The 19,608-nt window shown below is 69.8% G+C and carries 18 protein-coding genes; 10 read left to right on the top strand and 8 right to left on the bottom strand.

What is annotated here, in order from left to right; genetic code table 11:
* Positions 1-12: 12 nt before the first annotated feature.
* Both rph and rdgB read left to right on the top strand, forming a co-directional pair.
* Positions 13-771 (top strand): ribonuclease PH, encoded by a 759-nt coding sequence (gene rph / locus AC1DNC_RS11455; RefSeq protein WP_476862672.1) that lies wholly within the window; start codon positions 13-15, stop codon positions 769-771.
* On the top strand, positions 768-1,433 hold the full coding sequence (gene rdgB, locus AC1DNC_RS11460) for an RdgB/HAM1 family non-canonical purine NTP pyrophosphatase (protein WP_476862673.1): 666 nt from the start codon (positions 768-770) through the stop codon (positions 1,431-1,433). The genes rph and rdgB overlap by 4 nt, the downstream gene beginning before the upstream one ends.
* A 96-nt stretch (positions 1,434-1,529) precedes the next feature.
* On the opposite strand, the gene AC1DNC_RS11465 is transcribed toward rdgB, so the two are convergent.
* Positions 1,530-2,297: a VTT domain-containing protein gene (locus AC1DNC_RS11465; RefSeq protein WP_476862932.1), complete on the bottom strand. Its 768-nt coding sequence runs from the start codon at positions 2,295-2,297 to the stop codon at positions 1,530-1,532.
* 67 nt (positions 2,298-2,364) lie between these two features.
* On the opposite strand from AC1DNC_RS11465, the gene AC1DNC_RS11470 reads away from it, so the two are divergent.
* Both AC1DNC_RS11470 and AC1DNC_RS11475 read left to right on the top strand, forming a co-directional pair.
* Complete coding sequence (locus AC1DNC_RS11470) at positions 2,365-3,390, top strand: 3'-5' exonuclease (protein WP_476862674.1); 1,026 nt, start codon at positions 2,365-2,367, stop codon at positions 3,388-3,390.
* A gap of 72 nt (positions 3,391-3,462) precedes the next feature.
* A complete protein-coding gene (locus AC1DNC_RS11475; protein ID WP_476862675.1) occupies positions 3,463-4,014 on the top strand; it encodes a DUF4395 domain-containing protein in 552 nt (183 codons plus the stop codon).
* Here the strand turns inward: AC1DNC_RS11475 and AC1DNC_RS11480 are convergent.
* Positions 4,001-5,140: an ADP-ribosylglycohydrolase family protein gene (locus AC1DNC_RS11480; RefSeq protein WP_476862676.1), complete on the bottom strand. Its 1,140-nt coding sequence runs from the start codon at positions 5,138-5,140 to the stop codon at positions 4,001-4,003. The two genes, AC1DNC_RS11475 and AC1DNC_RS11480, sit on opposite strands and share 14 nt — an antisense overlap.
* 158 nt (positions 5,141-5,298) lie before the next feature.
* On the opposite strand from AC1DNC_RS11480, the gene AC1DNC_RS11485 reads away from it, so the two are divergent.
* From AC1DNC_RS11485 to AC1DNC_RS11510, 6 genes are all read left to right on the top strand, one after another.
* The gene (locus AC1DNC_RS11485; RefSeq protein ID WP_476862677.1) at positions 5,299-5,655 is read left to right on the top strand and encodes a YidH family protein; all 357 of its coding nucleotides are present in this window, start codon (positions 5,299-5,301) and stop codon (positions 5,653-5,655) included.
* Complete coding sequence (locus tag AC1DNC_RS11490; RefSeq protein ID WP_476862678.1) at positions 5,652-5,990, top strand: DUF202 domain-containing protein; 339 nt, start codon at positions 5,652-5,654, stop codon at positions 5,988-5,990. Before AC1DNC_RS11485 ends, AC1DNC_RS11490 begins: the two co-directional genes overlap by 4 nt.
* Before the next feature lie 93 nt (positions 5,991-6,083).
* On the top strand, positions 6,084-7,031 hold the full coding sequence (locus AC1DNC_RS11495) for an MIP/aquaporin family protein (protein ID WP_476862679.1): 948 nt from the start codon (positions 6,084-6,086) through the stop codon (positions 7,029-7,031).
* Positions 7,032-7,096: 65 nt separating this feature from the next.
* A complete protein-coding gene (locus tag AC1DNC_RS11500) occupies positions 7,097-8,311 on the top strand; it encodes an exonuclease SbcCD subunit D (protein WP_476862680.1) in 1,215 nt (404 codons plus the stop codon).
* On the top strand, positions 8,308-11,376 hold the full coding sequence (locus AC1DNC_RS11505) for an AAA family ATPase (protein WP_476862681.1): 3,069 nt from the start codon (positions 8,308-8,310) through the stop codon (positions 11,374-11,376). Before AC1DNC_RS11500 ends, AC1DNC_RS11505 begins: the two co-directional genes overlap by 4 nt.
* Positions 11,377-11,465: 89 nt before the next feature.
* The gene (locus tag AC1DNC_RS11510; RefSeq protein ID WP_476862682.1) at positions 11,466-12,806 is read left to right on the top strand and encodes an MFS transporter; all 1,341 of its coding nucleotides are present in this window, start codon (positions 11,466-11,468) and stop codon (positions 12,804-12,806) included.
* Positions 12,807-12,877: 71 nt separating this feature from the next.
* Here AC1DNC_RS11510 and hpaD read toward each other — a convergent pair whose 3' ends face one another.
* From hpaD to AC1DNC_RS11540, 6 genes are all read right to left on the bottom strand, one after another.
* Positions 12,878-13,948: a 3,4-dihydroxyphenylacetate 2,3-dioxygenase gene (gene hpaD / locus AC1DNC_RS11515; protein ID WP_476862683.1), complete on the bottom strand. Its 1,071-nt coding sequence runs from the start codon at positions 13,946-13,948 to the stop codon at positions 12,878-12,880.
* A gap of 34 nt (positions 13,949-13,982) precedes the next feature.
* Positions 13,983-15,488, bottom strand: coding sequence for a 5-carboxymethyl-2-hydroxymuconate semialdehyde dehydrogenase (gene hpaE / locus AC1DNC_RS11520; RefSeq protein ID WP_476862684.1), 1,506 nt, complete (start codon positions 15,486-15,488; stop codon positions 13,983-13,985).
* Positions 15,489-15,540: 52 nt separating this feature from the next.
* Entirely contained in the window at positions 15,541-16,485 is a 945-nt protein-coding gene (gene dapA / locus AC1DNC_RS11525; RefSeq protein WP_476862685.1) for a 4-hydroxy-tetrahydrodipicolinate synthase, read from the bottom strand.
* Positions 16,486-16,537: 52 nt separating this feature from the next.
* Positions 16,538-17,251 (bottom strand): GntR family transcriptional regulator, encoded by a 714-nt coding sequence (locus AC1DNC_RS11530; protein ID WP_476862686.1) that lies wholly within the window; start codon positions 17,249-17,251, stop codon positions 16,538-16,540.
* On the bottom strand, positions 17,248-18,717 hold the full coding sequence (locus AC1DNC_RS11535) for a fumarylacetoacetate hydrolase family protein (RefSeq protein ID WP_476862687.1): 1,470 nt from the start codon (positions 18,715-18,717) through the stop codon (positions 17,248-17,250). The genes AC1DNC_RS11530 and AC1DNC_RS11535 overlap by 4 nt, the downstream gene beginning before the upstream one ends.
* 97 nt (positions 18,718-18,814) lie before the next feature.
* A complete protein-coding gene (locus AC1DNC_RS11540; protein ID WP_476862688.1) occupies positions 18,815-19,531 on the bottom strand; it encodes an IclR family transcriptional regulator in 717 nt (238 codons plus the stop codon).
* Between the last annotated feature and the right edge of the window lie 77 nt (positions 19,532-19,608).

A 19,608-nucleotide genomic window follows, 5' to 3' on the forward strand; every position in this document is an offset into this window, starting at 1 on the left:
ATGCTGGAAGGCATGACTTCCGAAGCCCTTACCGCTCCCGTTCTCCGCGCCGATGGCCGCACCCCCGACCAGCTTCGTCCGATCAGCATCACCCGCGGCTGGTCCAAGCAGGCCGAAGGCTCGGCACTGATCGAGTTCGGCAACACCCGGGTGCTCTGCACGGCGTCGCTGACCGAAGGCGTCCCGCGCTGGCTCAAGGGGGAGGGCCGCGGCTGGGTCACCGCCGAATACGCGATGCTGCCGCGGGCCACCAACACGCGCTCCGCCCGTGAGTCCGTCAAGGGCAAGATCGGCGGCCGCACGCACGAGATTTCCCGGCTGATCGGCCGCTCGCTGCGTTCCATCATCGACACCAAGGCTCTCGGCGAAAACACCATCGTGCTGGACTGCGACGTCCTGCAGGCCGACGGCGGAACCCGTACGGCGGCCATCACCGGCGCCTACGTCGCCCTCGCCGAGGCGATCCGGTTCGCCCGCGAAAACAAGCTGATCGCCCGCAACGCGCAGCCGCTGGTGGACACCATCGCCGCCGTCTCGGTCGGCATCATTGACGGCGTCCCGATGCTGGACCTGCCGTATGTGGAGGACGTCCGCGCCGAGACCGACATGAACGTGGTGGTGACCGGCTCGGGCAAGTTCGTCGAGGTGCAGGGCACCGCGGAGGGCGCGCCGTTCGACCGTGACGAGCTCAACAAACTCTTGGACCTTGCCCTGCTCGGAACGGAGCAGCTCGCCGCCATCCAGCGCGAGACCCTGGCCGAAGCCCCGTGAGCGGCGCTCCCGCAGGGGACCAGCCGAACCGGCCGGTCCTGGTCCTGGCAACCCACAACCAGGGCAAGCTGAGGGAACTGCGCGAACTGCTGCGCGGCCAGCTGCCCGGGCTCGACGTCGACACGCAGGTGGTGGACGCGGGCGCCGTCGGAGCCCCCGATGTCGCCGAAACCGGCGTTACCTTTGCGGAAAACTCGCTGCTCAAGGCCCGGGCGGTGGCCGAGGCCACCGGCCTCGTCGCGATCGCCGACGACTCCGGCCTGGCAGTCGACGTCCTGGGCGGAGCGCCCGGCATCTTCTCTGCCCGCTGGGCGGGCCGGCACGGGGACGACGCCGCGAACCTCCAGCTGCTGCTGGACCAGCTTTCCGATGTGCCGGACGAATACCGCGGCGCGGCCTTTGTCTGCGCCGCGGCACTCGCCGTGCCGGGCACCTCCGGCGAGGAGGCCCGGGAAGTGGTGGAATACGGCCAGCTGGAAGGCACGCTGCTGCGGGAGCCGCGCGGGGCCGGCGGCTTCGGCTACGACCCGGTGCTGCAGCCCAGCGGGCTGGACCGCAGCTGCGCGGAACTCAGCCCGGAGGAAAAGAACGCCATCAGCCACCGCGGCCACGCCTTCCGGGCCCTGCTGCCGGCGATCGTGGAGGCGCTGGCGGGCAGGTAGTTCCGGCCGCCGCATCAAAGGCCGCATCAAAAAAGGATGGCGCCCCGCCTGGGGCGCCATCCTTTTTTGGGGAGTGAATGCTTTCCCGGACCGGATTTACGGCGTCTTGCGCTCTTCCTCGGGTTCGTGCTCCTCGATGAATTCATCGACCAGCCCGGTGCCGTACTTCGCCGCCTGGCGCTTGGCGATGAGGCCGCGGATGACCTCGATGCCGATCGGGATGACCGAGAGCAGCACAATCGCGATGAAGATAATGTCCAGGTTGTCCCGGACCCACGGCACCTTGTCGCCGAGCAGGTAGCCGAGCAGGGTCACGCCGCCGCCCCACAGCGCAGCGCCGATCACGTTATAGATGAAAAACTTGCGCTTGCTCATCTGGGCAACGCCGACGATCACCGGGACGAAGGTCCGGATGATGGGGACGAAGCGGGCCAGGATCAGTGCCTTGCCGCCGTGCTTCTCGAAGAACGCGTGGGCGCTCTCGACGTTCTCACGCTTGAACAGCTTGGAGTCCGGCTTGTTGAAGATGGCCGGACCGGCCTTGGAGCCGATCAGGTAGCCGGCCTGGTTGCCGATGATCGCGGCGACGACAATCAGCGCGGCAAACGCCCAGATGTTGAACTTGATCGTGTCCGTCGCGACGAGCAGCCCGGCCGTGAACAGCATCGAATCCCCTGGCAGGAAGAAGCCGATCAGCAGCCCGGTCTCGGCAAAAATGATGCCGCACACCAGGATGACGACCCACGGCGCGAGGGCCGGATCGGCCAGGAAGACCTGGGGGTTGAGCCAGTCGGGCAGGAACGAGGCCAGGTGCGGCTGGACCGGCCCGGCGCCTCCGAGGGTGGTCACGGCGAAGTCGTGCAGGGTATAAGGGTTCACCTATCTAGGGTACTTGACCGGGTGCGGCCGGTTCCGGCGCTAAAGTTGGAGCGTGGGTTTGGACTTTACGGCGATCGACTTTGAGACCGCGAACGGCTTCCGCGGCTCGCCGTGCGCCGTCGGGCTGAGCAAGGTGCGCGGCGGCGTCGTCGTCGAGGAGGCCTCCTGGCTGATGCGGCCGCCCGAGAACCACGACGCCTTTGACCACCACAACGTCCGCATCCACGGCATCCGGCCCGAGCAGGTCGCCGGCCTGCCCCGCTTCGGTGAGCTCTTCCCCGAGATCGGTGCCTTCATTGGCGACGACGTACTGGCCGCCCATAACGCCGCCTTCGATCTGGGCGTGATCCGTTCCGGCCTGGAAGTCTCCGGGCTTCCAGGGCCCGCCTACGACTACGTCTGCACCGTGATGCTTTCGCGCCGCTGCTACTCGCTGGTGTCCAACTCGCTGCCGTACGCCGCAGAGGAAGCCGGCGTCCCGCTGCTCAACCACCACGACGCCGCCGAGGACGCACGGGCCTGTGCCGGCATCCTGATCGACATCGCGGCCCGCAACGGTGCCGCCAGCATCGCGGAACTGTACCTCTCGCTGGGGCTCACAGTTTCGCGCCAACCGGCCTTCGACCCGCGCCGCGACCCGCTCTCCAAGGCCACCCGGTCGGCCCTCGAGGCGCTCGCCGCCGGACAAGGCCCGGCTCCAGCCACCCGCCCGTTCCGCCCCGCTTGGCCGGACGAGGGCGCCAACCCGTTGCCCAATGCCGCGGCAGCCCCGGACCACCCCTTGTTCGGGCAGACCGTGGTGTTCACCGGAGAACTGGCGATTCCGCGGCCGGAGGCGAAGCTGCGCTCCGCCGAGCTGGGGGCCCGCCCAGAAAGCCGCGTTACCGCACGCACCACGGTGCTGGTGGTGGGGGACGGCTTTGTCGCGGCCGACCTGCGTTCGGGCCGGCTGACGGGCAAGGCACGCCGGGTCCTGGAACTCCACGACCGCGGGCAGCGGATCGAGGTGCTCTCCGAGGGGGAGTTCCTGCAGATGGTGGGCGGCCACGTCGCCGCCGCGGCCACCCGGGCCAGCTAGCGCGGTCCGTCCGCGGGTCATACGGCGCAACAATCATTTCGCCCGGGGTCGGGCCGCTCCTAGCCTTGAATGATGAGCAAACTGATCTCTTCACCCGCCCCCGCAGCAGAGGCTCCCGCCGCTGACCCGCAAGGCGCAAGCGTCTGGGGCAGGGTCTTTGCCTTCCCCAATCCGGTGAACGAGTACTCCGCGCGGATCACCGCGGCGCTCGTGGTGCTGCTGTCCCTTGCGACGCTCCTGACCGGCTCCGGCTGGGGGCTGGCAGTCATCGCCGTCGGATTCTGGTTGCGGGTGCTGTTCGGACCGAGGATTTCACCCTTCGGCGTGCTCTCAGTCAAGGTCCTGACTCCGCTGCTGGGCAAGAAACGGCTGGTTCCCGGGCCGCCAAAGCGCTTTGCGCAGGGCATCGGGGCGGCCCTCTCCACGGCGGCCGCCATCTTCTTCGCCGCAGGCCTGGCCCCGGTGGCCTGGATCCTGCTCGTGGCACTGATTGCCGCCGCTTCGCTGGAAGCTTTCGCCGGCTTCTGCCTCGGCTGCGCCATCTTCGGTTTCCTGCAGCGCCGCGGACTTATCCCAGAGGATGTCTGCGAAGCCTGCAACAACATTTCGCTTAGGCGCCCGTAACCGACGCCAGCCGCGCGGCCATGCCGCGGATGACCTCGGGCGCCTCGAGCGCGGCGAGCCAGTCCGCCGGCAGGCACTCCTCGCCGTAATGCGCTCCCAGGATGTTGCCGGCGATCGAGGCGGTGGAATCGCTGTCGCCGCTGTGGTTTACCGCCACCGCGATCGCCGCCCGGAAGTGCTCCGCCGGGCTGGCAGCCGCCGTCGCTTCCGGTGCGGTGGCCAGCACGGCATAGAGCGCGACGGCGAGGGCTTCCTCGGCCACCCAGCCTTCGCCCAGTTCACGCACCAGTTCTTCTGCGCCGAGCAGGCCCGGTGAACTCTCGTCTTCGGACCCGCGTGCGGAGGCGCCGGCAAGGCGCAGGGACGCCGTCAGCCGGTCGACCAGGGCGGGATCCGGCTCCTCGCCCTTTGGCAGCGGGCCGTCCTGCAGGTGCGCGAGCGCGGCTCCCGCCGCGCTGTGCAGGTCTTCGCCATTGACCAGGGCGTGGATCAGCAGGCTGAACACCCCGGCGCTCTGCCGGGCCGCGGGATGCCCATGAGTCAGGGACGCCGCATCCGCGCTCATCTTGTAGACCGCCTCCGCCGGGACGTGGGGAATCAATCCAAAGGGCGCCGAGCGCATCACCGTGCCGCAGCCCTTGGAATCCAGGTTGACCGGCCGGTGGACGGTCCCCATTTCCCCGGTGGCGAGCCCGCTGAGGCAGGCATTGCCGGGAGCGCGGCGGTGCCGGAGCACCTCATGGCTGTCGATCCAGCGCGGCGGCTGGAAGGGGGCGGCATCCGGCAGGGCCACGCCCTGGCTGGCCAGCCAGCGCAGGTAGGAGAGCCAGAGGCAGGCGTTCGTGTCCGCCGCCACGCCCGAGTTGGCCCATTCGAGAGCCTCCAGCAGGCCGTCCACCGTATACAGCGTCATCTGGGTGTCGTCGGAGAAGTGGCTGCCGCCGTCGAGCTCGGCGAAGTCCCGCAGTCCTTCCGGGCCGTACATGGCGCGGATCTCGTCGATTTTCGAGAATTCGACGGCGTAGCCCAGCGAATCGCCCAGCGCGCCGCCCAGCAGGCAACCATGGATGCGGGATTCGTGGGACGGCGTCGGCGCCGCCGGGGTGCTGCCGGACTCGATGTTCATGGCTTCAAATTTACCCCGGTGGCCGGGCCTCCCGGGAACGGGCCGGCCGGGAACGATGCGCCGGACTGGATCGCCGGCATATCCCGGTAGGGTGCTGATGGCGCCATGTTGGCTGTGGTGCCGCGGACATGACCAGCGGACTCAGGCAGGGGAGACGGATGCGCGAACCAGCGTGGCGGAAGACAGGCAGCACGCCGGACTACAGGTTTACGCTCGCCAATGAGCGGACCTTCCTGGCCTGGGTGAGGACCTCGCTGGCTCTGATTGCCGGCGCGCTCGCCATTGACCAGCTGGCGCCCAACATTGCGCCGGGTCCCGTCCGGATCGCCGTCTGCGTCGTGCTGGCTGTCCTCGGCGCCGGACTGGCGGCACTGGCCTACCACCGCTGGGGCCGGATGGAAGCCGCGATGCGCAACAACCGGGAACTGCCGTACTCCGGGCTGATGCTGATCATGACCGTCGGCGTCGCCATTGCCGCGCTCACCATCGCCATCCTGATCCTCGTTGCCCGGTGACCACTGCGCCGCGGGACCCCGGCTTGCAGCCGGAGCGCACCACCCTTGCCTGGGGCCGGACGCTGCTGGCCCTCGTCGTCGCCGATCTGTTCATCTGGCGCACCTGGGCGCTGTCCGGTCCGGAAAGTCCAGCCGCGGGGCGCTTAGACTACCTGGGCCTGTGCGCCGCCGCTGCGCTCGGATCCACCGTGGTCCTCTTCGTCTGCGTCAGGGTGCGCTCCCGGCAGTTGCGCGGCTCCACCGAAGGAGCCCCGGCAGCGTTGATGTTCAGCGCGACGGCGGCTGTCCTGGCGCTCGCCGCGAGCACGGTGGCCGCGATCGCCCTCGGCGGCTAGCTGCCGGCCGCCCGGCAGGCCGCCAGCGAAAGTCCAGCCTCCGCTGGCAGACTCCAATCAGACCATGACCCCCAGCCAAAGGATTCCCGCGCCATGACCATGCCAGTCCAAGCCTCCGAGCCGGGCATCGCCCGGCCGGCCTTCGTCCCCGATCTCCGTCGGACCGGCCTCGCCGCCCGGCTGTCCGCCGAGGCCTTGGGAACCCTCTTCGTCGTGGTGGTGGGCCTGGGCGTGCCGCTGTTCGCCGTTCCGCAGTACAACCCGATGTCCGCCTCGCTGGCTGCGGGCCTGGCCCTCACGGCGGCCATGCTGGCTTTCGGCTACCTGTCCGGCGGCCATTTCAACCCGGCCGTCACCGTCGGCAACGCGATCGCCGGCCGGATCCGGGCCCTCGACGCCGCCGCCTACCTCGGCGCGCAGCTGGCCGGAGCCCTGCTCGGGGCGCTCACGCTGTTCGGCGTCCTGCGCACCGTGCCCAAGCTCAACGGCACGCAGACGGCCTTCGACACCGTCGCGGCGGGCTTCGACAGCCGCTCCGTGATCCAGGCGCCGATGGCCGGCGTGCTGCTGGTCGAGGTGCTCGGCGCCGCCCTGCTGGTCGCGGTCTATCTCGGCACCACCGCGGGACGCAACCCGGCAAAGGCCGCGGCTCCCTTCGCCGTCGGCCTGAGTATGGCCGTGCTGCTGCAGCTGGGCCAGAGCATCGGGAATGCCCCGTTCAACCCGGCGCGTGCCACCGCTTCCGCGATCTTCAGCAGCCCGGACGCCCTGGGCCAGCTCTGGCTCTTCTGGGTGGCGCCGCTGGCCGGCGCCGCGGTGGCCGGCCTGGTGTTCCGTGGTTTTGCCCACACGCCGGGACGGGCGCTGCCCGTCTCCGGCGGCCCCGAGCCGGAAGATGGGTTCGACGACGACGTGGACGCCGGTTCCGCCGTGGAGCCCGTTAGCGCCGGTGGCGCGGCCGACGCCGGGGACACTCCGCGGTCTGCCCCGGCCGATGAAGCCCGCGCCTTCTTCGACAAACCCGACAGGCCCACCCCGTAACGCCGGGCGCCCCGTCACGGGTGCCGGTGCGCTTTACTGTCGGTGCCAGCCGATAGCGTAGTGGCATGCGGTTATTGCACACCTCGGACTGGCACCTGGGCCGTTCATTCCACGGCGTCGGGATGCTCGACGCCCAGCGGGCCTTCATCGACCAGCTCGTCGGCGTCGTCCGTGAAGAATCGGTCGACGTCGTCCTCATCGCCGGCGACGTGTACGACCGGGCGTTGCCCGGCGTCGACGTCGTGGGCCTGCTCGACGACGCCTTGGTGCGGCTCAGCGGTGCCGGTGCGAAGGTGGTGCTGACCAGCGGCAACCATGATTCGGCCATCCGGCTCGGCTTCGCCTCCCGCCTGCTCGAACGCGGGGGAGTGCACCTGCGCACCCGGCTCGCGGAGCTGGACACGCCGCTGTTGCTGCCGCTCCCGAACGACGCCGAATCCGGTGAAGGCGGGTCTGGGGCTGCTGGGTCCACCGACGACGGGCCGGTGCTGGCGATCTACGGCATCCCCTGGCTGGAGCCGCGGCTCGTTGCAGGGCAGCTGGGCGTCGAGACTGCCAGCCACTTCGAAGTGACCCGCGCCGCCACCGCGCTGGTCCGTGCCGACATCGAGGCCCGGTCGCAACACCGGACCGTCCATTCCGTGGTGCTCGCGCACACTTTCGCCAGCGGCGGGATCAGTTCCGACAGCGAACGGGACCTAAGCATCGGCGGGGTCGGCGCCGTGCCGCTCGATCTCTTCGACGGCTTCAGCTATACCGCCCTGGGCCACCTGCACGGCAGGCAGTCGCTCTCGCCCGCGGTCCGCTACTCCGGCTCACCGCTGGCCTATTCGTTCTCCGAGGCGAAGCACCAAAAGGGCGGCTGGATGATCGACGTCGATGCCAGCGGGGTCACTGCCGTCACCGAAGTGTTGTGGGAAGCGCCCCGCCGGCTCGCCACCTTGCGCGGGAAACTCGAGGAACTGCTCTCGAACGAGGAGTTCGCCTGGGCCGAGGGCGCCTACTGCCAGATCACGCTGACCGACGCGCAACGTCCGAACCAGGCCATGGAACGGCTGCGGGCGCGCTTTCCCGACACCCTGGTCCTGGGCTTCGACCCGGAAGGTGCCGAGGCTTCGGCCAAGACCAGCTACAGCAGCAGGCTGGCGCAGGCCGGGGACGATCTCTCGATCTGCTGCGGCTTCCTGGAACATGTCCGCGGCCGCGCCGCCGATGAGGCGGAGTCCGGAGTCCTGGCCGAAGCCCTTGAAGCCGTCCGACTGGAAGGGGTGTCCCGGTGAGGATCCACCGCCTGGATATTTCAGCCTTCGGCCCCTTTGCCGGCACCGAGCGCATCGACTTCGACCGGCTCAGCGCCCACGGGCTCTTCCTGCTCAACGGGGCCACCGGCGCGGGAAAGACCAGCGTCCTGGACGCCATTTGCTTCGCCCTCTACGGCTCCGTTCCCGGCGCCCGGCAGGAAGGGAAACGGCTGCGCAGCGACCACGCCGACCCGGCCGCCGAACCGCGCGTCACCTGCGAGTTCTCCGCGCAGGGCCGGCATTTTGAGGTGTCCCGGACGCCCGCCTGGAACAAACCCAGCGCCCGGGGCAAGAACGGGTTCACCGAGCAGAAAGCCAATACCCTGCTGCGGGAGCGGATCGACGGCGAGTGGCTGGAAAAGTCCGGCCGCAACGACGAGGCGGGAGCTGAGATTACCGCCCTGCTCGGCATGGACCGCGAACAGTTCACCCGCGTGGTGATGCTACCCCAGGGCGACTTCGCCGCGTTTCTGCGTTCCAAAGCGGCCGACCGGCTGGTGCTGCTCCAAAGCCTCTTCGGCACCCAGCGCTTCGAAGCGGTGGAACAGGAACTGGGCCGCCGCGCCGCCGCGGCCCGCAGCGAAGTGGAAAGCCTGAACAACAAACTCGAACTCCTGCTGGCCCAAGCCGAAGCGGAGACCGCGGGTCTGGGCCTGGAACTGGAGGAGGCCCTTGACCGCGCTCAGGCCGAGCAGCTGCTGGACCGGCTTGCGGCCGTTGCGGAGTCGGCCGCCGGGGAACGCCAGGCCGCCGCGCTCAAGGCGGAGCGGCACGGCGCCGATTTGGCCGCCCGGCTGGAGGACGTGACGGCGCGGGCCGCACGCCAGGCGAAACTTGCGGCCGCGGAACACCGGCGGGCCGCAGCCGAGGCAGCGGGCCCCGAGCTGCGGGAGAAAGCTGCCCTGCTGGAACAGCACCGGAAAGCGGAAGTCCTTGGCGGCCAACTGCAGGCACTGGACAGCGCCGAGGCGGCCGAGGAACGGGCGGCCGCGGCCGCCGCCGGCGCGGCCGAGGAGCTCCGCACCGCAGCTCTTACCGACCCGGAGCTGGCCCCGCTGCAGGCTGCCCTCCAGACATCCGGCGGACCGGCTGGCGCGCCACTGCCCGAGGCAGCGGTGCTGCGGAGCGAACTGGGCCGGCTGCGCTCGCTCCGCGCCGTGCTGGAGGAAAGGCTGCCGGACGAGGACCGGCTGGCAACCCTGAAGGACCGGAGCGCCGAACTTCAGCGCACCCTGGACGGGCTGCACACGGCAAGCCGCTCCGGCGCCGCGGCCCTGGACGCCTTGCGCCTCGAGTCCGCCGGCCTCCTTGCAGCACTGGCCCCGCTCGAGGAACTTGCTGCCGAAGTCCAGCTGCGCACCAAGGAAGCCGCCGCGGCGGACGAGCTGGTCGCCATTGTGGGCCGCCATGGAACCGCCGCGGATAACTGTGCACGGATCATCGAACGGCGCCGCGCGGCCCGCGACACCCACCAGGACCGCCGGCAGCGCTGGCTGGACCTCCGGGAAGAGCGGCTCGCCAACGCCGCCGCCGAACTCGCGGCCCAGCTGCGCCCGGACGAACCGTGTCCGGTCTGCGGCAGTGCCGAGCACCCGGCCCCTGCGCCGGCTGCGGCATCCGCCCTGGCCATCGCCGAAGCCGAGAAGACCGCAGAGCAGGACGCCGAGGCGGCGGAGGCCGTGCTGTCGGCGCTGGAGCGCGAACTCGGCGAAGCCCAACAAAGCCTCGCCGTGCTGGCGGCCCAGGGCGGCGACACTGCGCCCGAGGTGGCAAGCAACGAGGCCGCGCTGGCGAAGGAGCGGGCGGCCGAAGCCAGCCGCGCCGCCGCGGAGCTTGCAGCCAACCGGACACGGCGGTCCGAATTGGAGGACGAGGTTTCGGCTGCCGAAGAGGCCCGGACGGCGACTGCCCTGGCCATCGCGGAGGCCGAGGCGTCCCTCAGCGGGGTCCGCGGAGAGGCTGAAGGAATCGAGACCGCCCTGGCCGGCCTGCGCTCCGGGCACGCCACCCTCGGGGCACGGCTCGCGGCGGTCCACGGCGCGACGGCCCTGCTCGAACACGCCGATGCGGCCACCGGCAACCTGGAACAGGCCCGCGTTCGGACAACTGACGCGCGTGCCCACCTTGAGCGGGCGCTGCCGGACGCCGGCTTTGCCTCGGCGGAGGCGGCCCGTTCGGTACTCCTTCCCGCTCCGGATGCGGCCGGCCTGGAAGCCGCCGTCCGTGCCGGGCAGGACGAAGCCGCCCGGCTTACGGAACTCTTCGCCGGTGAGGAACTCGCCCTGGCCGCCCGCGAGCTGGCAACCGACGGCCCGGTGGACGACAGTGCGCTCGATCAGCTCAGGGCCGAGTGCGCCGCGGCGGAACGCGACGCCCGGGAGGCCGCACTGGCCTCCGGACTTGCCGGGAATTCGGTGCGGACCCTGGGCCGGATCTCCGCCGAATACGGGGAGCTTGCGGCAGCCGGCCGGGAACCCCGCGAACGGGCGGCGCTGTGGACCGCCGTGGCCGAGGCGGCCCGCGGCGGCGGAGACAACAACTACCGCATGAGCCTGAACAGCTACGTGTTGGCCGCGAGGCTGGAACAGGTGGCGGCAGCGGCCTCGGAACGGCTGATCGGCATGAGCGACGGCCGCTACACCCTGCAGCACACCGACGCCAAAGCCGCCCGGGGGCAGAAATCCGGTTTGGGCCTCGAAGTCGTGGACCAGTGGACCGGCCAGCGCCGCGACACCGCCACCCTCTCCGGCGGGGAGTCCTTCATGGCCTCGCTCGCGCTGGCCCTCGGCCTTGCGGACGTGGTGCAAATGGAATCCGGCGGAGTGGACATCGAAACCCTCTTCGTGGACGAGGGCTTCGGCAGCCTCGATGAACAATCACTCGAACAGGTCATGGACGCGCTGGAAGGTCTCCGCGACGGAGGCCGTGTCGTGGGCCTGGTGAGCCACGTGGCGGAAATGAAACAGCGGATCACCACCCAGCTCCAGGTGGTCAAAGGCCGCAACGGTTCCACCCTGCACATCTCCGACGACGCCCAGGCCTGAGTCCCCCGCCTCAGGTATAATTCGGAGGGTTACCGGGTCGCGCGCATCGGGAGGAGGGACGATGCGCACCATCGAACGAACCCGGAATCATGAACCCTTCACCGTCCTCCACGACGACCCCTCCCGCCACCGCGCCCGCGGCACCGTCTAGCGGCGGCCGCTTCGCCCGGCTGCCCCTCCTGGCTGGCCGGAGTTTCATCCCGCTGGGACTTTTCGCCCGCCTCCCGCTGGCCATGCTGACCGTCGGCGCCCTCACGCTCGTCACAGCCGTTACCGACTCCTACGCCGTGGGCGGGGCTGCAGCGGGTGCCGTCGGCATCGGCTCGGCACTCGGCGCCCCCGTGCTGGGCGCCCTCGCTGACCGGCTGGGCCAACGTCCCGTCCTGATCGTGTCCGCGGTCCTCAACACGGCCGCCGTGGCCGCCCTCATTCTCGTTGCCTACCTGGTGCCGGGCGCCCGGGAGCTGGCTGCCGCCGTTCCCGTGCTCGCCGCTGCTTTCGTGGCCGGCGCCAGTTGCCCGCAGGTCGGCCCGCTGGCGCGGGTCCGCTGGATGGCCCTGAGCTCCCGCGGCGGAACCGGACACACCGAAGACCTGGACACCGCGCTGTCCTATGAGAGCACCGCCGACGAGCTGACCTTCGTGCTGGGCCCGGCCCTGGTAGGAATTCTCGCCAGCCTGCTCAGCCCCTGGTTGCCGCTGGCGCTCGCGGCCGCGCTCACCCTCATCCTGGTTCCGGCGTTTGCCGTGCACCCGACCCACCGTGCGGTGCCGCGCGCCGCCGCCCCGAGCCGCTCAGCCTCGGCAGCCGCCCGCCGGCAACGCAAGGCCCTGGCGCCCGGGCAGCGCACGGCGGCCTCCGCCGCCGTCGCCCTGCCGGTGCTGGCCATGGTCTGCATGGGCACCTTCTTCGGGTCCACCCAGACGTCGCTGAGTTCCTTCTCGGCCAGCTTCGCCACCTCCGAGCTGGCGGGCCTGCTCTATGCGGTGATGGGCCTGAGCTCCGCCGCGGCCGCGCTCTCCGTGGCGTACTGGCCCCGGCGGTTCAGCGTCAACGCCCGCTGGCTGGCCTGCGCGGCGCTGATGGCCGGGTTCGCGGCGCTGCTGCTCCTGCCGTCCACCGCGCTGCCGATGATCCTGGTGCTGCTGGTCCTGGGCCTGCCGGTGGGCCCGCTGATGGTCACCGTGTTCGCCATCGGCGGCGTCGTGGCCCCGGAAGGGAAACTCGGCACGGTGATGACGGCGCTGGCCAGCGGCATCGTGGCCGGGACAGCGCTGGGCTCCTCCATCGCCGGCCAACTGGCGCAGAACTCCGGCTATTCGGCCGCGTTCCTGGTTCCGGTCTGCGCAGCGGCCGCGCTGTTCGTGCTCGGAGCGGTGGCCGCCGTCGTCCTCCAGCGACGGAACAAGAGGACGGCGGCGGCCAAATAACCCCAACTGAATCGCAATTGTTGTCGTTATGAAGGCTGTAAACGACAACTAATGCGAGTCAGTTGGGTGAATTAGAGCTGGGAGCCCAGTTTGAAACCGCGCTCCTCGCCGGGCTCACGCGTGTAGGCGAAGCCGTCGGCGCCGACCGTGACGGCCATTTCGCTGCTGTCGGTGCGGATCACGATCGGCTGCGGCTTGCCGTCCAGGTCCAGGACCAGGGAAGCCTCCGTGTACCAGCTCGGGACCACGGGGTTTCCCCACCAGTCGCGGCGCTGGTTGTCGTGCACGTCCCAGGTCACCGTGGGGTTGTCCGGATCGCCCGTGTAGTAGTCCTGGGTGTAGATCTCCACCCGGTGCCCGTCGGGATCCAGGATGTAGAGGTAGAAGGCGTTGGACACGCCGTGCCGGCCGGGACCGCGCTCGATCCGGTCCGAGATCCGCAGCGCGCCCATCTTGTCGCAGATCTGGATGATGTTGTGCTTCTCGTGGGTGGAGAAGGCAATGTGGTGCATCCGCGGCCCGTCGCCGCCGGTGAGGGCGGTGTCGTGCACGGTCTGCTTGCGGTGCATCCAGGCCGCGTAGGTGACGCCGTCGGAGTCCTTGATGTCCTCGGAGACCCGGAAGCCCAGGTCCTCGAGGTACTTCCGGCCGCGCGGCACGTCCGGCGTGACCTGGTTGAAGTGGTCCAGCCGCACCAGTTCCCCGGCGCTGTAGAGGTCGTAGCGCTGGGTGAGGCGCTCCACGTGCTCCACCTCGTAGAAGAACTCATAGGGGAAGCCCAAGGGGTCCTCCACCCGGACCGCGTCCCCGATGCCGCGGGCGAAGCCGTCCTTCCGGCGCTCCGTGCGGCAGCCCATCTCGGCGAAGTAGGCCTCGGCCTTGTCCACGTCCCCGGGGGTGCGGACCCGGTAGGCGAATGCCGCGGCCGCCGCCACCGGACCCTTGCGCAGCACGAGGTTGTGGTGGATGAACTCCTCGAAGGAGCGCAGGTAGATCGCGTCCTCATCCTCGTAGGTGACGTGCAGGCCCAGCAGGTCCACGTAGAACGCGCGGGACTTTTCCAGGTCGGTGACCACGAGGTCCATGTAGGCGCAGCGGACAATGTCCGGTGCGGGCACGGTGGGGGTGATGATGTCGTTCATGGAAATTCTCTCTTCGTTGAGGAGGGGAGGTGTTTCAGTGCTCCGCCGCGGCGCCGAACTTGGGGGTGTGGACGCTGCCGAGGGTGATGTGGACGGCCTGCTGGGCGGTGTAGAAGTCAATCGAGCGGTAGCCGCCCTCGTGGCCCAGGCCGGAGGCTTTGACGCCGCCGAAGGGGGTGCGCAGGTCCCGGACGTTGTGGCTGTTGAGCCAGACCATGCCAGCTTCAAGGTTCTGCGAGAAGTTGTGCGCCCGGGTCAGGTCGTTCGTCCAGACGTAGCCGGCCAGGCCGTAACGGGTGTTGTTCGCCAGGGCCAGCGCCTCGGCGTCGTCTTCGAACGGGGTGATCGCCACCACCGGGCCGAAGATCTCCTCCTGGAAGATCCGGGCGTCCGGCTTGACGTCGGCGAAGACCGTGGGGGCGATGTAGTTGCCGGTATCCAGCCCCTCGGGCCTCCCGCCGCCGGCCAGCAGCCGTCCCTCGGACTTGCCGATCTCGACGTAGCGGGCAACCTTCTCGTAGTGCTCCGGGTGCACCAGCGCGCCGACCTCGGTCTTCGGGTCGTGCGGGTCGCCGACCACGATGTTCTTGGCCCGGGCGGCGTACTTCTCGCAAAACTCCTCGTAGATGCCGCGCTGGACCAGGATCCGCGAGCCGGCCGTGCAGCGCTCGCCGTTGAGCGAGAAGACACCGAACAGGGTCGAATCGATCGCCGCGTCCAGGTCGGCGTCGTCGAAGATGATCGCCGGGCTCTTGCCGCCAAGTTCCATCGACAAGCCCTTGAGGTTCTCCGCCGCGTTGCGGAAGATCGTCTTGCCGGTGGTGGTCTCGCCGGTGAAGGAGATCAGCGGCACGTCCGGGTGCTTGACCAGGGCGTCGCCGGCTTCTTCGCCGAGGCCGTTGACCAGGTTGAACACGCCGTCGGGCAGTCCGGCGTCCTTGAAGATCTTCGCCCAGAGCGAGGCGGACAGCGGCGTGAATTCGGCGGGCTTGAGCACCACGCAGTTGCCGGTGGCCAGCGCAGGGGCGAGCTTCCAGGACTCCAGCATGAACGGCGTGTTCCACGGCGTGATCAGGCCGGCGACGCCGATCGGCTTGCGGTTGACGTAGTTGATCTGCGCGCCGGGGACTTTCATGGCGTCGTCGAACTGCGCCACGATCAGGTCGGCAAAGAACCGGAAGTTCTCCGCGGCCCGGAGCGCCTGGCCCTTGGCCTGGGTGATGGGCAGGCCGGTGTCGAAGGTTTCCAGTTGCGCCAGCCGGGATTCCTGGGCCTCGACGGCGTCGGCGATCTTGTTCAGGACCCGGGCACGCTCGCGCGGTTTCATCCGTGGCCAGGGCCCCTCGGTGAAGGCCTTGCGGGCGGCGGCTACGGCGAGGTCGATGTCCTCCTGCTGCCCGGCGGCCGCCGTGGCGTAGGTTTCGTTGGAAACCGGGTCCAGGACATCGAAGGTCTTGCCGCTGACGGAGTCGACGAACTGGCCGTCGATGTAGTGCTGGATGCGGGTGGGCAAATCGTCCGGAATGTAGTGCTCAGCCATGGGTCGATCCTTTGCTTCGGCGTTGAAGTTGCGGTGTGCTGCGGTGCAGCTGCTATTTGGCGATCCGGAAGCCGTCCACCGGGGTGAGGTACTCCCGGCCGGCCTCCATCAGTTCGGTGATCTTCTTGAGCCCGGCGTCGGTGGGGGTGATCAGCGGCGGGCGGACGTAGTCGGAGGCGATCAGGCCGGCCTCGGCCATCAGCCACTTGCTGGGCGCGGGGTTGGTCTCGACGAACAGCAGGTCCACCAGCGGGTGGACGCCGTAGTGGATCTTCCGGGCGGTCTCGAAGTCGCCGTCGACCCAGGCGTTGTACATGTCCGCGGAGGCCTTCGGCGCGATGTTTGCCAGCGCCGAGATGAAGCCGACGCCGCCAATCGCCATCAGCGGCAGGCACAGCAGTTCGATGCCGGACCAGACCAGCAGGTCCTTGCCGGCCAGGTGCATGACGCGGGAGAAGTGTTCGAAGTCCTTGGTGGTCTCCTTGATCCCGACGATGTTGTCGAAATCGCGGAACAGCCGCGCCACCGTTTCGGGGGCCATGTCCACCGCGGTGCGGGACGGCACGTTGTAGATCACGAACGGCATCTCCGGGAACTCCGTGGCGACGGTGGCATACCAGCGGTACAGGGCTTCCTGCGTGGGCCGGGAGTAGTACGGCGTGATGATCATCGATGCGTCCGCGCCGGCGTCGACGGCGGCCTGCGTCAGTTCCAGCGTCTCCTGCAGTTTCGCCGTTCCGGTGCCGGCCATGAAGGGCACGCGGTCGCCGATCGCCTCGGCCGTGGCGCGGATGGCGGCGGCGCGTTCCTCCACCGACTGGGCGCTGGGCTCCCCGGTGGACCCGCCGATCGTGATGCCGGAGGAGCCGCTGGCGATCTGCCATTCGACCATGTTCCGCAGGCTGTCATGATCGACGTCGCCGGACGCGGTAAAAGGGGTGAACATCGCGGCGAGGGAGCCTTTGAGGTGCTGCTGGGGATCGGAACGGAACTTCATTGTTGTTTCCTTAGAGTTCGGGGGAGCGGAAGCGGGGGCGTTCCCGCGGTGGTCAGGGGGATGGTGCCCGGTGGGCCAGGTACGCTTCGAGGGTCGCGGTGCGGTGCGCGCGGGCGGCGCGTTCGACGTCGTCGGCCGGGGCGCCCGCTTCCAGCAGCTTCAGCAGCGCCTCGTGTTCCTCGACGGACTGCCGGGCGCGGCCGGGCACGTAGCTGAAGGTGGAGGAGCGCAGTGCCTGCAGCCGGTTCCAGCCGCGGTGCACGAGGTCGAGGATGTGCGGGTTGGGGCAGTGTTCGAAGAGGACGCTGTGGAAGTCCCGGTTCAGGCTCGTGAAGCGCACCGGGTCGAAGTCCGCCAGGCACTCACGCATCAGCTCGTTCACGGCGCGGGCCCGGGCGATGTCCGCGGCGGAGATCAGCGGGGCGGACAGGGCAGTCGCGGCGCCTTCGACGATCCCCAGCGTCTGCATCGTGTAGAGGTACTCGGTGGGATCGATCCCGGCCACGGTGGCGCCGACGTTGCGTTCGAACACCACGAGGTTCTCCGCCTCGAGCCGCCGGATGGCTTCGCGGACCGGGACGACGCTGAAGCCGAGGTCCTCGGCGATCTTGGCCAGCACCAGCCGGTAGCCGGGGGAGTACTCTCCGCTGAGGATGCTGGCCTTGATGGCCGCGTAGGCCTGTTCCGACTTGCTGGCGGTGGCGGCCGCGGCTACCGCGCCAGCCTGTCCTGCGGCGCCGGCGCTCGCGGTCACTGCACTGGTCATGGCCGGGACTGTCCCCGGTCCGCGGCCCACGACCGGTACTTTTCCTGCCACTGTGCGTTCATCGGGTAGAGGCCGTCCACGCTGTGCCCGGCGGCGACCATCTCGGCGATGAAGCTTTCCTCGGCTTCCTGGACCAGGGCGTCGTTGGCCACTTCCTCGGCCAGGGCCGGCGGGATCACGAGGATGCCGTCCGCGTCCCCCACGATGATGTCCCCGGGCTGCACCGTAGCACCGCCGCAGGAAATGGTGAGGTCAACGTCCCAGGGGATGTGGCGCCGGCCGAGGACCGCGGGGTGGGCGTTGGCGAAGAAGGTGGGCATCTCCAGGGCGCCGACGGCGGTGACGTCGCGGACGCCGCCGTCGGTGATGACGGCCACGGCACCGTTGACCTGGGCGCGTAGGGCCAGGATGTCGCCGACCGTTCCGGTCCCTTTTTCGCCGCGGGCCTCCATGACCAGGATTTCGCCTTCCTGGAGCGAGTCAATGGCGCGTTTCTGGGCGTTGAAGCCGCCGCCGTGGGTCTTGAACAGGTCCTCGCGGTTGGGCACGTAGCGCAGCGTCCGGGCGACGCCGACGACGGTGCGGTCCGGGCGGGTCGAGTGCAGACCGTCAATGCTGACGTTGTTCAGCCCACGTTTGCGCAGCTGGGAGCTCAGGGTGGCGGTCGCGACGGATCCGAGCTTTGCCTTGAGTTCCGGGGTCAGCACGCTTTTCGGCGCGGCCTGTTCGGCGGCCGGAGTGCCGTACGCCTCTGCGCGCTGGGCGTCGTCGCTGCGCGGCTGCGCTCCGTAGCCGGCCAGCGGCACGGTGCCCTGGACCGCCGTCGTCGTCAGCCGGCCGGTGGTGAGTCCCGACGCCGGGGCGTCCACCTCGACCTCCATCACGTCGCCCGGCTGGGCTACGGAGGCGCCGGCGGGCGTGCCGGTCAGGATGATGTCGCCCGGCTCCAGGGTGAGGAGCTGGGAGAGGTCTGCGACGAGGCGCGCAAAGGGAAACAGCAGGGTTCCGGTAGTGTCTTCCTGCACCAGTTCGCCGTTGAGCCAGGTGCGGAGGCGCAGGCCCTCCGGGTCCACCTCCGCGGCCGGGAGGAGGCCGGGCCCCACGGGGGTGAAGCCGTCCCCGCCCTTGGAGCGCAGGTTGGAGCCCTTGTCCGCATAGCGCAGGTCGTAGACGCCCAGGTCGTTGGACGCGGTGACGAAGCCGACATGGCGCCAGGCCTCATCGGGGGCAACGCGGCGGGCACGGGTGCCGATCACCAGCGCCACCTCGCCCTCGAAGGCCAGGAGCTCGCAGCCGGCGGGGCGTTCGACCGTGCCGCCGGAGAGGCTCAGCGAGGAGGTGGGCTTCAGGAAGTAGGAGGGCTGCTCCGGGGTCCGGCCGCGCTGGGCGGCCCGGCTGGGGTAGTTGATGTGCACCGCGATGACTTTGCCGGCGGCGGCCAGGGCGTCCTGCGAAAGCTGCTCCATCGCATCTCCTCATTGAGTATGAAATCGTATACAATACTAAACTGCCCGAGCCGGGGCTGCTTGTCAAGGCCCAGGGCGCAGCGCCGTCGGGACGGCGTCAGGCCAGCTGCGCCTCGATGCGCGCGGCGCTCGCCGACAGCGCGGCCGCAACTTCGGCCGGATCCTGCGCGGCGCGGATGTAGACCACGGCGAGGGCGGCCGGACGCCCGCCGGGAACCCTGACCGGCACGGCGAGCGAGGAGACGCCCGGGATGACCTCGTCGTGGCTGGCCGCGAAGCCGCGGAGTCGCGCCTCGGCTGCCTCGGGGCGGTAGGGGATGCCGGGGGCGAGGCGCTGCCATTCCTGCTCCGAAAGCGCGGACTGGATCGCGATGCCGGGGGCGCCGGCGCTGACCGGGTGCCGGGACCCGGGGTGCTGGACTACGGCCGCCCCGGTGTGGCGGGGATCCACGGTGACCAGGGTGACGCAGTCCTCCCGGTCCCAGACGGCCACGAAAGCGCTCATGGTCAGGGCGTTGGCCAGCTGGGTGAGCTCCGGCAGTGCGGCGGTCTGCAGGTTGCGCGCCACACCCCGGGCGAGGACGGCCAGGCCGGGACCGGGCTGGACCCGGCCGGCGTCGTCGCGGACCAGCAGCGAGTGGTCCTCGAGGGTGCGCAGGATGCGGTAGGCCACCGAGCGGTGGACGCCCATGGCGTCGGCGAGTTCGGCGATGGTGAGCGGCTCCGGAGCGTCGGCCAGGATCTCCAGTGCCCGGATGCCTCGCGAGAGCGTTTGGGAGGGCGGGGCGTGGGTGCTGCCGACGTTCGGGGTCATGAGGTCCATCCTAGGGGCGGGCAGGAAGAGTCTTGTGCTGCGGCTCACAGTGCAGTAGCGTTCTGGCACAGCGTTCT

The sequence above is a fragment of the Arthrobacter sp. 01N442 genome (assembly GCF_056399345.1).